The 14,628-nt window shown below is 58.0% G+C and carries 9 protein-coding genes and 3 pseudogenes; 1 reads left to right on the top strand and 11 read right to left on the bottom strand.

What is annotated here, in order from left to right; all coding sequences use genetic code 11:
* Positions 1 to 925: 925 nt before the first annotated feature.
* Positions 926 to 2,049, bottom strand: a pseudogene (locus tag EJ079_RS09705) (IS110 family transposase); the annotation flags it as partial.
* Between the two features lie 754 nt (positions 2,050 to 2,803).
* Here EJ079_RS09705 and EJ079_RS09700 point away from each other — a divergent pair.
* A complete protein-coding gene (locus EJ079_RS09700) occupies positions 2,804 to 3,721 on the top strand; it encodes a LysR family transcriptional regulator (protein WP_063170390.1) in 918 nt (305 codons plus the stop codon).
* Positions 3,722 to 3,769: 48 nt separating this feature from the next.
* On the opposite strand, the gene EJ079_RS09695 is transcribed toward EJ079_RS09700, so the two are convergent.
* From EJ079_RS09695 to EJ079_RS09650, 10 genes and pseudogenes are all read right to left on the bottom strand, one after another.
* Positions 3,770 to 4,573 (bottom strand): TIM barrel protein, encoded by an 804-nt coding sequence (locus EJ079_RS09695; RefSeq protein WP_127808907.1) that lies wholly within the window; start codon positions 4,571 to 4,573, stop codon positions 3,770 to 3,772.
* Positions 4,574 to 4,737: 164 nt separating this feature from the next.
* The gene (locus EJ079_RS09690) at positions 4,738 to 5,799 is read right to left on the bottom strand and encodes a LacI family DNA-binding transcriptional regulator (RefSeq protein ID WP_024505889.1); all 1,062 of its coding nucleotides are present in this window, start codon (positions 5,797 to 5,799) and stop codon (positions 4,738 to 4,740) included.
* Positions 5,800 to 6,073: 274 nt separating this feature from the next.
* Positions 6,074 to 7,176 (bottom strand): annotated as a pseudogene (locus EJ079_RS09685) (cation:dicarboxylase symporter family transporter).
* 376 nt (positions 7,177 to 7,552) lie between these two features.
* Positions 7,553 to 8,314: a sulfotransferase domain-containing protein gene (locus tag EJ079_RS09680; protein WP_127808906.1), complete on the bottom strand. Its 762-nt coding sequence runs from the start codon at positions 8,312 to 8,314 to the stop codon at positions 7,553 to 7,555.
* Between the two features lie 283 nt (positions 8,315 to 8,597).
* Positions 8,598 to 9,386 (bottom strand): ABC transporter permease, encoded by a 789-nt coding sequence (locus tag EJ079_RS09675; RefSeq protein ID WP_127808905.1) that lies wholly within the window; start codon positions 9,384 to 9,386, stop codon positions 8,598 to 8,600.
* Between the two features lie 3 nt (positions 9,387 to 9,389).
* Positions 9,390 to 10,304 (bottom strand): nodulation factor ABC transporter ATP-binding protein NodI, encoded by a 915-nt coding sequence (gene nodI / locus EJ079_RS09670; RefSeq protein WP_127808904.1) that lies wholly within the window; start codon positions 10,302 to 10,304, stop codon positions 9,390 to 9,392.
* A gap of 261 nt (positions 10,305 to 10,565) precedes the next feature.
* Positions 10,566 to 11,891: a chitooligosaccharide synthase NodC gene (gene nodC / locus EJ079_RS09665; RefSeq protein WP_127808903.1), complete on the bottom strand. Its 1,326-nt coding sequence runs from the start codon at positions 11,889 to 11,891 to the stop codon at positions 10,566 to 10,568.
* Between the two features lie 15 nt (positions 11,892 to 11,906).
* Complete coding sequence (nodB, locus tag EJ079_RS09660) at positions 11,907 to 12,566, bottom strand: chitooligosaccharide deacetylase NodB (protein ID WP_127808902.1); 660 nt, start codon at positions 12,564 to 12,566, stop codon at positions 11,907 to 11,909.
* Positions 12,563 to 13,153: a NodA family N-acyltransferase gene (locus tag EJ079_RS09655; RefSeq protein ID WP_063169401.1), complete on the bottom strand. Its 591-nt coding sequence runs from the start codon at positions 13,151 to 13,153 to the stop codon at positions 12,563 to 12,565. Before EJ079_RS09655 ends, nodB begins: the two co-directional genes overlap by 4 nt.
* A gap of 903 nt (positions 13,154 to 14,056) precedes the next feature.
* Positions 14,057 to 14,628, bottom strand: a pseudogene (locus EJ079_RS09650) (beta-ketoacyl synthase N-terminal-like domain-containing protein); the annotation flags it as partial.

Raw genomic sequence — 14,628 nt, 5'->3', positions numbered from 1 at the left:
GTGTATAAGAGACAGCTTAAGACGCTCGCCACGCCATGAGGCAGTGGGGGCATCGGTGTGCGTCAGGTGCTTCTGCCCATGCAGGATTCCAGAACATTGATGAAATCGTTTGTTTCGATGAAAGGCATCCACACTTTGGATGGTTGACCACGCGTTTCAAAGATCGTGAACTACATCTCGTCGTTGTGCTCGACGCACTCCCGACAGAGCGCAACCTCATGGGCGCGGCATGCAGGATTAATCGAGCCCAGCCGGTCATGAGTGCGGCCGGCGCTCGGCTGCTCGATTATTTGCGCGATAAGCTCGCGACCATGTCCGCGGAGGTATTCAAACTTAACGCTGCGTCCGGGAACTCTTGCCCTCCAGTTCGCGACGCTCTCCCGCCCATCCAGTGCTCGTTTATTTCGTCGGATAGTTTGACCCGGCTCTACCGAATCGCCGCTTCAGGATCATTCTTTCCGATTTCGTCACGCTCGTATTTCTGCCGCGTCCTACACCGATTGGGCGCGAACAAAACTGAGCGCCTTGGAACCCGAGCCCGTGCGTCGTGACCGGGAGCATCCGGGGCGAACTCATCCGCTCGGGGGCATCGCATCACCGGACGGCGACAGGCACGGTCGACCGGCATCTCGGCATCGGCTGGGAATTCGTCCATGGTCTGCATTGGCGACGACGCTTCCTGAGGCCACGTAGCCCTTATGCCAAGCTGGGCGCCCGGGTCGAGCGCGTAATGACGACAATTGCTTCGCTACAGGTCAAACGCTTTCCGGGCCACCTGCAAAGTCTTCACCCGGCCGTACAGCGCCCAAGACCACTGATGTGATCGACAAGAGCCTTTTTGATAAATCTGCGCTATTCTCCTGTCGCGCCGGACGACCGCGTGGCGAAGAGCAGGGTCCGAGATGAGAGCCCTGCCGCGCAGCTTCTATCGTCGCGCCTCGTTTGCGGCATCCGTGCCTACCCTCTTCGGACCTCGTGGGTTCCAACCGGCGACGAGGCGTGCATAGGCGCCCTCGGTCTGCTCCACCCAGCGGCGCTCTTCTTCCCGGTGGCTCTTTATGTTGTAGGCGTGCCCTCCCTTTTGGCCGCGCACAGCCTTGCTCCCGGCCTTGAGTTCCATATCGCGCAAGCTTCTTGGCATGCAGGGAGGGTCGAGCCCACGCGTAACTCTCGCCCTTCTCAACAGATGACAGATCACGACAGAGAGTTTGCGTGCGGTTGCCACGGCCGCGACATGCTGTCCGCGCCGGGCTCGCACGCCGCAGGGAGAAGGCTCGCAACGGCCGCCCAGGCCGCCTCGACGAGCATGCCGCGCGCACGGCCCTGCTTGGTGATCCGCTCATGGTAGGCCGGACCTGGCTGGACTGCTGGACGCTTGGGTTCAACCCGAGATAGGTCACGAGCTTCTGCGGATCGTCGAAGCGCGACACGTCGCCGATCGCCGCCCTTCATCGCCAGCGCGACGGTGATGTCGACGCCGGAAATGGTCATCAGCCGCTTCACGCCTTCATCCTCGAGAGCCGAGCGGACAAGATCGCGTTCGATGACCTGGAGGTCTTCGCCCAATCGGTCGAACTCGCGCAGATGCCCATCGATCGCGAGGCGCTCGTCCTGCGGTACGACCTGCTCGATTAACCAGGTCCGACCCTTGGCGCCGCACAGGTCGGCATGCGGGCAGGACGGATCAGGTGGCTATGAAAGATCGACTGGATGACGCTCTTCAATCGAGATCTCTGTCGGACAATCTGATTGCGCCGTGTCACCTGTCGACGCAGAGCCTGCGTCGGCTCGTCCGCAATCCAGACTTCTGGCAAGAAGCCGCTGGCATAGAGCTGCGCAAGAACGTCGGCGTCGATCTTCGTTTTGATCTTGGCATAGGCAACGATAAACACCTGTTTCGGCTTGGCGATCCCCACCTCCTTCACATGCGGCGCAACCACAGCTGCAGCGGACGTCGCGTTGCCGGGTGGCCTCGATCACCCCGACATCGTTCGGCGACAGCTTCGCGGCGAACGCCGCCAGCAGATCGCGCCGCATGTCGACGCGGCCATGCCACTGCTTCGGCGAAGGCGCGGTGAATATCCAGTCCGATGATAAGCATGCCCGTTCCTCCTTCTTGGCTCGGTCAAAGACGGGAGCTGGCGGGCAACACGACATCTACTGATCCGCGCTCGCAGCGCATCCGGGAAAGTCGCGAGGGGCGGCCATGTAACGAGCTCGGGCTCTCAGCCCACGGTCTATTGACGGCCTGCCTGCACCTTTGTGCTCCCGGTGCCCCACGTCCCGGATGGGCTCACCATAAGGGCGTTCCAAAACAAGAACAGCAGGACGAGAAGGCACCACAGATCACATACCGGATAGCGGCAAGGCCAAGCGCTTCGTCCAGATGGGCTTGCGCCAATGGGCTTAGGCCGAGCCTACAACAGCTCTCAAAAACGCTGCCGGACTGCTGCATTGGCTCGCCGATACAATTGGCACAGGCCTCACGGCAGCTTTAGGATCAAACCGCCCATCAGTCGCCTCGGACTGGAAAGGTGCACCCTATTAGGTTCCACGCCTAGCTAGGTCGGGGCCGCCGAAGACGCTGGTTGATAGCCCGGCGCCATCGGCCCGGCGTTTCAAACTGCCAATCTCTGACCTGCACAGTACGAACGATTGCTCGCTTCGGCAGATCACGCGGCTCATATGTCGGACCTTAACGTCATCCATCATAAACTTTTTGCGACAAAAGATTGCAAGAATGCTAAATTGTTAAAGTCGTTTGTTTCGGTTAAAGGCATCCATCCCATGGATGGCTGATGATATGCGTTTCAAAGGACTTGATCTAAATCTCCTCGTTGTGCTCGACGCACTCCTGACGGAGCGTAATCTCTCGGCGGCGGCACGCAGGATCAACCTGAGTCAGCCCGCCATGAGTGCGGCCGTCGCCCGACTGCGCGATTATTTCCGCGATGAACTGTTTACGATAAGAGGTCGCGAACGATTTCTAACCCCGCGTGCGGCAGCATTTGCCCCCGCAGTTCGCGACGCTCTCCAGCACATCCAGTGCTCGATTATTTCTTCGGATCCGTTTGACCCAGCTCGAGCCGATCGCCTCTTCAGGATCATTCTTTCCGATTTCGTCACGCTCGTGTTTTTCGAAAAGCTTGTGGAGCGTATTTCACGGGAAGCCCCCGCCGTCAGCTTCGAACTGCTGCCTGTCGACGATAGCCCCGATGAGCTTCTCCGGCGCGGTGACGTCGATTTTCTAATTCTACCGGATATGTTCACGTCGAGTGTGCATTCAAGCGTTGCGCTGTTTGACGAGAAGCTCGTGTGCGTAGGCTGTCCCACAAACAAGCAGCTGCCACAGCAGCTTACATTCGAGAGATACATGTCGATGAGGCACGTCGCGGTCAGGTTCGGGCGTACGATGAAGCCGTCTATCGAGGAATGGTTTTTGCTTGAGCATGGCCTTAAGAGACGTGTCGAGGTAGCCGTGCAGGGCTTCAGCATGATTCCACCTATGGTGTCCGGCACAGCTCGTATAGCGACCATGCCCTTACGGCTGGTCAGGCATTTCGAAAAAACGTTCCCCCTGCGGGTTATCGAACTTCCGCTGCCATTTCCCACATTTACCGAGACCCTCCAATGGCCGGCCCTCCACAATAGCGATCCGGCAAGCATCTGGATGCGGGAGATAATGATACAGGAGGCATCTCGGATGGCTGCCCCGCTGTGAACCCACGGAAAATTCAGGCGCACCTATAGTCACTACTCCTGTCACCATCTACTTTGACGACAATAGCCCTCGCCGGATAAAGTCGATGCTGGCGGCAAGTGCGCCTGCGAGATCGTCCAGAGAATGGACTTCCTCGACCAGCTCGAACGAGAAAGGTCCCGCGTAGCCGCCATCCAGCAGCGCCTGAATCTGGCTGCCATTGTCGGAACCTGCAAGAAAGCGATCGGGGTAAATCCAGAAGGTCGGGTCGTTTACGCTTGAAATGTGCACCAGGCCGGTAAGCTCGCAGAACAGGCATGTCTCCCCGGCCAGGGTGTGGTGGAACGTGTCGTGCACGAGGCGAAAGACGGACTGGCCATCAACCGCGGCAACGGCCTCGGCCGCTTCCTTCTTTGATCGAAGCGAGCAGGTTCGGAAACCCAGCGGCTCGATGAGACCGATCAGACCCCGCGACTGGAGGATTGGCTTGATCTCGTTTAGAGCGAAACGAAGATTGTCCTGGCGCTCGCTATTGGTGGGCCACGAGCTGCGGTTGGCCGGCACCAACACGAGCGTCTCCGCCCCGCACGCCGTCGCATAATCGGCGAGGTTGCTTGCCTCGGCCTGACGCGTTGGAGTCCAGTCGTTGAACCCCTGCAAGGCGTTGACAGAGATGATCGTGACGCCCGCTTCGGTAGCGGCAAACCGAACGTCCGCAGCCGGAATGCCGCGTGCGACAGGATTGCTGAAATGAGGGTAACGGATCTGGACGTCGGTCAGGCCTTGGTCACGGGCAAGCGCGAAAAGCGCACTGACGTCAAGGCGGGGCGCCGCCATGTGATCGAGTGCAAAGCGGGGCGATACCTGGCGCATTGCTTGACTTTCCTTCCATGAAACGCGGCTGCCATTTCGGCATCCGGCTTCTTTCAAGACGGAACCACGCCGGTTCACAGATCGGACAGAGACGGCCGAGTCAATCGAGCTTTCCTTTCATCGGTGAAAGGAAAATGGGCGCTCATGATAGAAATCCATCAAGGTCAAATATTTTCCGGAAGATAAATGTCGAACGGCAGAAATGTCTGCCCCGGGCTCTCCGCGACGCCGGCTTTGATGGCCCGCTCCATTGCCATTATCAGCTCCTGGCAAAGTCGGCGCATTGGCGTGCCGACCGCCATCGTCAAGATGTCATCCGCAAGCGCCCCACGTGACTGCGGCGTCATTTCACTCACGATCGCGACGAGATCCTGACCGCTCCCCTCTTCTCGGAGCGCGGAAATTGCTCCCTCTATCCCCCCGCCGGCCATATAGAAGCCGACGAGCTCTGGTTCCCGCTGCATAAGATCCAGCAATTTTTCGTAAGTGAGCTGCCGTTCATCAAGGTTCACGAGCGGATCAAGCACCTCGAATTTGGGCGCGTTCTCACGAAAATAGGCACGAAAGGCCGTTTCCCGCGTCGCATGCGCCTGGAAGCGATGGCTTCCGACAAACACCGCCACCTTGCCGGGCCGTTTTGCGGCCTTGGAAAACACCCAAGCGGCAGTCCGTCCGACCTTGCTGTTGTTGAGGCCGATGTAGCCCTCGCGCACGCCATCGGCGAAGTCGGATAGCAGCGAAAATACCGGGATACCTTTCGCCTTGAGCTCCTCGACTGATGCTGTGATTTTCGGGTGATCGGCCGCCACCATGGCGATCGCCTGGCAGCGGCTTCCAAGGTCCTTAAGAAGCGGGAGCAGGTCACGCGGCAAATGTGACTGCGCGAACTCGATGATCGGAAGGCCGTGGAAGGATTTAGCCATACTGACCGACTCTTCAATATTGCGAGCGAAATCTTGGTAAAAATCGTGGGCAGGTTTTCTCAAGATGAAGCCCAGCTTGTAGTGCGGCAGGTGCTGCTGCAAGCGCTGTTTGATGAGACCGGCAGCATGATAGCCGATCGCGTGCGCGGCCGCATGGACCCGCTGGGCGGTCTCCTCTCGCACCGGAAGGCGGACGTTCAGAACCCGATCGACTGTTGCTACGCTGACTCCGGCTTCGCGGGCGAGATCGGCAATTGTGACGCGCTTTCCCCTAGCGATTCTGATCGGCCGGTCCTCCGTCATCCGGTGCGATCCCGCGACGGCTTGGGGCGGCAAGCTGAAATAGTTACCACACCCCACGGTTGATAACGCATTCGACGAACAGCGCTCCATGCGGACCCAGATGAGTTTCCGTGAACCGTTCGTTTGCTTAGGGGCTTCATGGTGTTGTATTACTCTCTGCGTTAGTACTCTATTTCCAGCGCTCTTTGGAGGCCGGCAATTCGACTGTTGTGGCAAGGCCGTGACTTACACGTCGCGCTGTTGCTTGCTTGCGGGGAGCCCGTTTGATGTAACCCTAACCGCGGAAAGCGGCTTCCATCCGGGACTGGTCCAATTCGCCTTCCCAGCGAGCGACAACGAGCGATGCCACCGCATTACCGACTAAATTCGTCAGCGCGCGGCATTCCGACATGAAGCGGTCCACGCCAAGAATTAGAGCCATTCCGGCAACGGGAACACTCGGCACGACAGACAGAGTAGCGGCCAATGTGATGAAGCCGGCGCCGGTGACGCCTGCCGCACCCTTCGAGGAAAGCATCGCAATTAGCAGCAGGAGGATCTGATCGGCAATTGACAAATCTGTGTTCGTCGCCTGCGCGATGAAGAGGGCGGCGATCGTCATGTAGATATTGGTGCCGTCCAGATTGAATGAGTATCCAGTAGGGATGACGAGACTTACGACCGAACGCGCGGCGCCGGCCTTCTCCATCTTCTCCATGAGCGAGGGCAGCGCGGCCTCCGAGGAGGACGTTGCCAGGACTAGCAGCAGCTCGTCCTTGATGTAGCGGACAAGAGAAAAGATCGAGAAGCCGTTGCAGCGGCAGACCACGCCGAGAACCCCGAACACGAAGAGGAAGGCGGTCAGATAGAACGTCGCGACCAGTATCGCGAGGTTGGCCACCGAACCGATTCCGTATTTGCCGATCGTAAAGGCCATAGCGCCGAAGGCGCCGATGGGTGCAGCCTTCATCAGAATGCCGACGAGCTTAAAAATGGGGGCGGTGAGCGCCTGGAGAAAGGTAACGACCGGCCTGCTCGTTTCTCCGGTCATCGCCAGAGCAATGCCGAACAAGACCGAGAAGAACAAGACTTGCAGGATGTCGCCTTCCGCGAAGGCACTGGCAATCGTTGACGGGATGATGTTCATCAGGAAGCTGGTCACGGACTGCTCGTGAGCCGAATGCCGGTCGCAATTGTCAGGAAGATGACAGGTGCGATAATCATCTTGATGACTTTGATGAAGGCATCGCCGAGCGGCTTCAGGCTTTGGCCGGTTTCCGGATAGAGGTAGCCAATTGCGGCTCCAAGGACCATGGCGGCAAGTACCTGCACGTAGGTCCGGGCAAAATGGCGCTTGCGGGGCGCTGCGATCGCGCGGGGGACTCTTGGAACCAACATCGTTTCTCTCTCCCTGACCGGATCGGGGTGGGGGCTCCTCCTTCTCCCATGCTGCGCTCCGGTCGAGCGCTGCTGTCATCTCGGAGCAAGCGCCGTGCCAACTGGACGCCTGTCCCCTCCAGCGAGATTGGTGCAGTTGCGCACTGGAACCCTCCACCTTGCCGGAATTTGCACTCAAGGCTCGCCAAAGATCGCGTCTGAGGAAGTGCTTCGTCAGAGAGGGAATTGACCAGGTCGCCTTGCGCCCGTGCCCGTTGATGTTCGCCGCAGATCGACTGCCGGTTGCCTTGGTGACTTTGGTTTGTCAGTTTTGGAACGGAATGCGCGCAAACTGCAGGATATCCTACACGCCCATCAGAGCACGCGGTACAAGCGATTAAGCGTAGGAGCGCATTGAATCTCCGAGGTCAAAAAATCTTGAATAAGGTCCGCGTGCGAAGTGAATCCGCAACTCGTCAAAGTTCTCCACCGTTTGATCAAGCGGTCGCGTTTCCTGGCGCTGCAGGATGGCGTTATCTGATGGCTCAAGCGTTGGAACGCCCAGGAAATCCCAAACCGCTCCCAAGCATTGGGCAGGTTCGTGAAGTAGGCTCTCGTATTCCATTACAAGCAGGTTGGTCGACGTGAAGGAGTCCATAACGCGAGCGTGAAAATCGTCGGCGGCTTTGAAATAAGCCTCACAGTCGGCGATTGACAACCTGACGCTCGGTGGCCGAGCGGTATCGTTGTCCCAGCTGAACTTCAGCCAGTGACCGCTTTCCCTGGCCTGCACAAAGGATCGGAGCGATTCCAATACGTTTCGGCGAACAACAAGGATGACCTTGAGTGCTGGCCAACGAGCCAGTTCCGCAAAGAATGCGGGACGCTCGCGAAACTGAGGTTCATTGATCTTGCATCCAAGATGCGTCACATTCTTGTAGTCGCGCATAGGGCAGCGCACATAGGCAAGCTCAAGAAGCTCGCGATCCGTGCCTAGCAGGCGATCAGTGCTGGGCCAATTGGGATCATATTCGTTTAGCAACTCACCGTTACTCAAAACGGTCGGATGCTCGTTTAGCAATTCTTCTAAATAGTGTGTTCCGGTCCTTGGCATAGCAAGGATCACAAAAGGCTCAGGAGTTGCTTCGTTGTGGGTCATTGCATGTGTATCCAACTAAATAATGGCCGCGACGGTCTGTGGACGCGCACAAGAAGCTTGGCTGCTATCGATTGAACGCTCCGGGTGAGTCCGCGCCTCACCATCCAGCCTGTTCTTCGAGGTGTGGTCGCGAAGCTGGGCGGGTGCCTGCAGCGGCTGGGTGGCGCCCGGCTTCGGCGTTGTACCACTCGCGATTCCTAGCATACGCATGCCTCCGGGCCGCTGTGGGCAGTTTGCATCCGGCATTGCGGACCTCCTTCTGGTTAATGGGTGTAAGCAAGCGTCAACGCATTAGTCGTCGATGAAACAGTCCAGCCGACAGAAAAAAAGGCAATACAGCGAACATGCAAAGTGCGCCTATATGCAGCCCTACATTGTCGCCCAGGCGGCCGAGCATCACCGGACGGATTAGCTCGATAGAATTCGCCAGCGGCGAGAAGGCCGCAATCTGCTGAAACACTCCTGGCAATTGGCCGACTGGAAAAACCGCGCCCGAAAGGAACAGCATGGGTGTGATGACAAGCGTCTGATAGAAAATAAAATAGTGATAACTGGGCGCGAGCGCGATGACGAGCATGGCCAGGCTCGCAAAGGCGAATCCGGTGAGAGCGACGACCGGTAGCACGTAGAGAACCGACGTCCACGCGGCATAACCTAGCGCGGCCGCAACAATCGCAATTGTCGTACCGGCCAGAAAAGCCTTTGTGGCTGCCCAGGTCAATTCACCGAGAACGATGTCGCCGAGGGTAAGTTGTGTGTGCAGGATTGCTTCCCAAGTGCCCTGATCGCGCATTCGACCGAAAACCGCGTAAATTGTTTCGAAGGTTGATGCTGTCATCGCGCTCGTCGCAACCATGCCGGCTGCCAGAAAGGCGATGTAGGATGCACCTTCGATGCGGCCTACCAACAGTCCAAGGCCAGTGCCGAGCCCGAAAAGGTAAATCATCGGATCAGCAAGGGTGCCGAGCATTGAAGCAAATGCCACCTTCTTCCATGCCAGATGATTGCGGCGCCACACCGCGATCCAGTTCCAGGCGTTGGCGGGTAGAGCGGCCGCAAAACGTTCACCCATTGCTCACTTCTCCATCTCACGTCCGGTTAACCGCAAGAAAACGTCCTCCAGACTGGGTGGACGCTCTAGAATACGCAGACCCGCTCGACCGCGAAGCTGGATGCGCACATCCTCCGGCTCAGGCGCATAGCAAAAGAGCGTCTCGCCGCTTACCTCGACACGCTGAACGTACGGTCTGATCAGCGAAATCAGCTCCTGTGGATTACCGCCGAAGATCTCGATCACGTTGCACCCAATGTACTCGTCGATCAGCGCATGAGGACTGCCCTCGGCGATCTTGCGTCCCCGCTCGAGAACACACAGCCGATCACAAAGCCGCTCAGCCTCTTCCATGAAATGGGTGGTCAAAATGATCGTTTTTCCGCTCGCCAGCAGGAAACGAAGTCGCTCCCAGATCAGATGGCGGGCATGCGGGTCGAGGCCGGTCGTGGGCTCATCCATCACAAGCAACTGGGGGTCGTTGATCAGAGCACGTGCCAGCGTCAGGCGCCGCTTCATCCCGCCGGATAGCAGGCCGACACGTGAATCCGCCTTGCTCTCAAGGCGAGCGAACTCGAGGAGCCGTGGGATGACGGCGTTGATCTCTCTTGTACTCATGCCGAAGTAGCGCCCGAACACCAACAGGTTCTCACGTACCGTAAATTCCAGGTCGAGATTGTCGAACTGCGGGACCACGCCTATGCCCTTGCGGGCCAAGCGGCTGCGTGCCGGCACTGGTAGACCGAGGACTGTTATATCACCCGCGTCAGGCCGGGTCATACCGAGGAGCATACGCGCAATCGTGCTCTTGCCTGCGCCGTTAGGCCCCAGCAGACCGAAGCACTCTCCCGATGCAACGGTGAAGGACAGCCCGTCCACAACGAGCTTGTTTCCGAATAATTTGGTTACGCCGGTAACGTCGATTGCTACATTGGACATGCGTCTATCTCAAGCGGAATGAGTCCGATTGGCCACCGGCAGCTTACTTGCGAATTCTGGTTCAGAGCAGGCCACCGCCTTGAGATGGCACCTTTGGAAAGTCGCGGCCGGAGCGACGTGTGTATCGCTTCCGCCAAAGAATAACGTCAAGATGCCACGTGTCGCTTCCAGATAGTTCCCGTTCTGACCATAGGTAACTCGACAAGCTTCACCCCGTGTCGACTGACACAACTTACTCGGTCACTCGGCGCTGCAAGGCCGTCAGACTTCACTAGCTGTGAGCGAAAGATCTGCAGTATGAAGTGACTCCGCAATTCCAGAATTGCCCGCAGCATTTGCTCCGCCAAGCGGCATCGCGCTTGTGATTTCCTTTGTGCTCCTGTTGGGCAGGGGAACACTTTTACGCGACAGCCAATCGCTATTGCTCAATGTACACAGGGCGTAAGCCTTCAAGGGGATCAACAGGAATATCCTGATTAACGCGTGCATTGAATAGCCGATGAATCGAAGCTGCCGAGTGCGGAAAGATAACACCGTAGATCTGATTATGGTCATCGTGACAATAGCCAGCACCGTCCACCAATTTACTGTATGTGAAAATAGTAACTCACCGAGCGCCGTTACTACCGCGATGCCGAGCAACAATGGGCCGAGATTCTCTCCCATCACATCCAAAGTTAGATAGCGATCCAGGCCACGCAGTAGACCTCGCGCAAGCATCGTGTCCCGGAAAGTGCTTCGTGCCCAGCGGAGTTGTTGGCGCAAATAAGGTCCCATCTTGTCCGGAACGACTGTCGCCGCGACGGCACCTGGAACGTACTCGGTTCGAAAGCCTGCTTTCAGCATGAGGATCGTAAGATGACGGTCTTCACCGAAGTCGCTTGGTTTCCCCCTGAACAGCTGCGTCTCGTATTGATCCAGCAGAGAAAGGAGACAAGACCGGCGGTACATTGCACATGGGCCGCAGCAGCACATGACCGCACCAAAGCGACCTTGCGCCGCGCGCTCCTCATTGCAAGCCAGCCAGTATTCCATATCGATCAATCGGGTCAACCAAGTGTCGCTGCGGTTGTATGCCGTCAGCTGGCCCATGGCCGCTCCGACCATGGAATCCCGCATTTTTACTGCAAGCTTCGTGATGACGTCGGACGCAAGTGTCGTGTCAGAGTCGACGCTGAGCACGAAATCTCCAGATGAGCGGCGGATGGCGGCGATCTGCGCCTTGCGTTTGCCAACATTCTCGCGGAGCAGAATGAAATTGAATCTCGGGTCGCCCTCGTAGGCGTGATGTACCGGGATGACGGCATTACGATTTCCAGAACCGTCGTCAACCAGATAGACCTGAAATGTTCCGGAGTAATCTTGATTTGCAATGGAAGCTAAACACGCCGCGAGTGTGCGCGGGTCCTCATTGTAGCAGGGGATAATGACATCCACGCTCGGCCAACGGTCGGATCCGAACAAGCTTTCCGACGGCGGCGTAACATTTTCCGGTTGGGAGTAGACCGCTTGCATGCCTCTGTAAACAGTCGAGAGCACCGCATAAGACGAAACGGCAACAGTACTGGCTGTGGTGAGAAGGTCCATAGGATCTCTGTTTGTTCAGGGATGTTGAGGAAGTGATCGGATTACAAATCCGCGGCCGTGCAATTCTGGAATTAGGCGTGACAACGCTGTCACCGTCTGGTCGCGCAGACTGGCTTGATTGCCTGGTTGCAATTCGTCGGGAGCGCACCCGTCGTGCAACAGCACGATTGCGCCCGGCCGGATATCGGCGAGCACTCTGTCGACGATGGCGTCAACGCCGGGGCGAGACCAGTCGCGTGGATCAATGGACCAATGGACGGGCGCCAATGCCTCACCCGCTAATGCAGCGATTACTTCTTCGGTCCAGATGCCATACGGTGCACGAAAGTACCGAACCATGGCCTGCGGGCAAGCCATCCCTATGACTCTGTTTGCCTCAACTATCTGGCAGTCGACTTCGACGGACCCGCATTTAGCCAGGTCCGGATGAGTCATCGTGTGGTTGGCTATACCGTGGCCGTCTGTAATAATTCGGCGAACGAGTTCCGGCTCGTCGGCCGCGTAGGCCCCAACAACGAAGAAGGTCGCCGGCACCTGATGTTGCGCTAGCACATTGAGTATCTGCGGTGTGAAAAATGAATTGGGACCGTCGTCAAACGTCAGATAGACGCTGCGCTCTGCAATGCCATCGGCATTGTCACTCTGCCCTTCGCATATGTAGTCCAGAGGCTTCATAGTTCCGGACCGTTCCGGTCGATCAGGGTACCGGACGGCCACTCGTCCATCGAGCGTCCGATCGGCGAAACCAACACGAGTACGTCTTCCAGGCGCGTGGGCGGCAGGTCGGGATGCACATCTGGACGGGTCGACCGTACGCGAACGCCCGACACAATGTTCGCGAGGCCGGCTCTGCAGAATCTTTCGACATGGTTTCGCAGCGCGTGCCGAACCGTGCCGAAAGCGAATGGAACACCCAACTGATGGAGCACTGGGTACGCCACGCGCATCGAAAAACCGATTCCGAGCCCTTCAAGATCCGGACGAACCGCGTACAGGCCCAATTCAGCGACGATCAAGTCGACCTCGCCAACTTTGATGAAGCGCCGCAGCATGCCGATGTGAGCCGCTACCCCATGCGCGTCGTAGCCGATTGCGCGGAATTCCGGCCTCGCGCCGGCCCAACTGCGGCCGCCTTCGAATGGCTCCGCGTTGAAGGCGCCAGTCCGTCCATAGGTCTTTCGAAAAAAGTCGGAGAGTTCGACATGGTCGGCCAGTTGCAGCTCATTTTCCCAGCACAACTTCCACTCGACATTCGGACGCATGGAAGACCTCACCTTGCAGCTGTCTGGTTGAGATAAATGTCCAAGCATTGATTAAATAATTGGCGTCGCGCCAACGGGGCGTAACTTGTGGAGACCGCCGAAAGACCAAGCCGCAATGCAGATGCGACTGACTTTGTACGCCCCGCACACCAGATGATGCTCCTCAGATCCAACGCAACCATCGGAACTACCTATCTTTCCAACTTGAAGCGCTTCTATGGGACCTGCAGCAAAAACGGTAAAATCCTTTGTTTAGATGAAAGGTATCCACGCTTTGGATAACTGGGCGAATGCGTTCGATATGGCTGGTCAATTATCGTCGTCACGCTCGAGGCACTTCTGACGAAGCGCAAAGCTCACGCCCGCGGCACGCGTGGCCGTTGCCGGGCCGCGCGATTATCTCCGTAAGAGCCGAGTGGAGCTCAGTCACGACGATTGATCAGAATCTGATTCGCGGGTTCAGTATCTCTTTCGTGTATCCAGCTCTGGGCTGTCCTTTGGCGGGAGTTAGGTTCGCCCAGGTTCTGAGCCTGGGGCGTTGGCCCGTTCGCCGCGCAGGCTCCTTCGCACATCGTCGAGGCCGAGAAAGAGGGGCCACACAGCTCCCCCTGTACTTTCCACCACCCGACACCAGCGCTCACCCAGGGCGCCGGCCTTGCTCACCTCAACGGATTGCGCACTCGCGCCGCTTCACGATTAAAAGAATTCTACAAGCAAGATGCCTGTTTGATCGAGAGACGTCCGCTGCCAATTCCCGCATCGCAGAGGCAGCCAATAGCGCTCGCTTTACATAGTGGTCCGGCAAGCAGCTAGATACGACAGGTGACCTCAAATGAGGCGTCTTGCATGGCTTCTACACCTGCCTGAATGCCAGAACTGCGTTCGTACCGCCCATGGCGAATTCCTATCGGCGGAGAAGGGCCGGCAGGTATCGGGTGAAAGCACGCGCATTGCTTCCCATGCTTTCAGCACGCCCCATGCGAAGGGTGCGTCGCTGCCCCCGGAAACCATTACGTCGGCCCGGCCCAGCTTGATCTGGTCCACCGCCGAGGCGATCGCATGGTTGGCCGAGGCACATGCGGAGGTCACCCCGAAAACCGGCCCGCGCAAGCCGAGGCTCAAGCTAAGATGGACGGAAGCGGCGCTGGGCATCACCTTTACTCCAGTGAAGAGTTCAGCACGGATTGCGCTACCCAAAAGCAGTGAGCGGTAAGTTTGTTCTGTTGCGTATGAACCGGTAAATCCGACGCCCACTGTCGCGCCGAAGCGATGGGCATTCCCCTCGTCGCAGGAAAGTCCGGCCTGCCGCATGGCTTCGCGCGCTGCAAGCACGGCGAGCAAGCTGAAGCGGTCCATGGAGATGAGATGCCCCCGGTTGATGTCGTGCTGGGGCAGCGCCTTGATCTCAGCGCCGGTCATGCCCTCCAGGTCATGAAGCTCGGAATTGGCGATCGGGCCGATGGCGGAGCGGCCTT

It is taken from the genome of Mesorhizobium sp. M7A.F.Ce.TU.012.03.2.1, from assembly GCF_004006095.1.
Taxonomy (GTDB): Bacteria; Pseudomonadota; Alphaproteobacteria; order Rhizobiales; family Rhizobiaceae; genus Mesorhizobium.
Note: the sequence above shows the minus strand (reverse complement) of the source record. Positions and strands in the feature narration are given on the sequence as shown.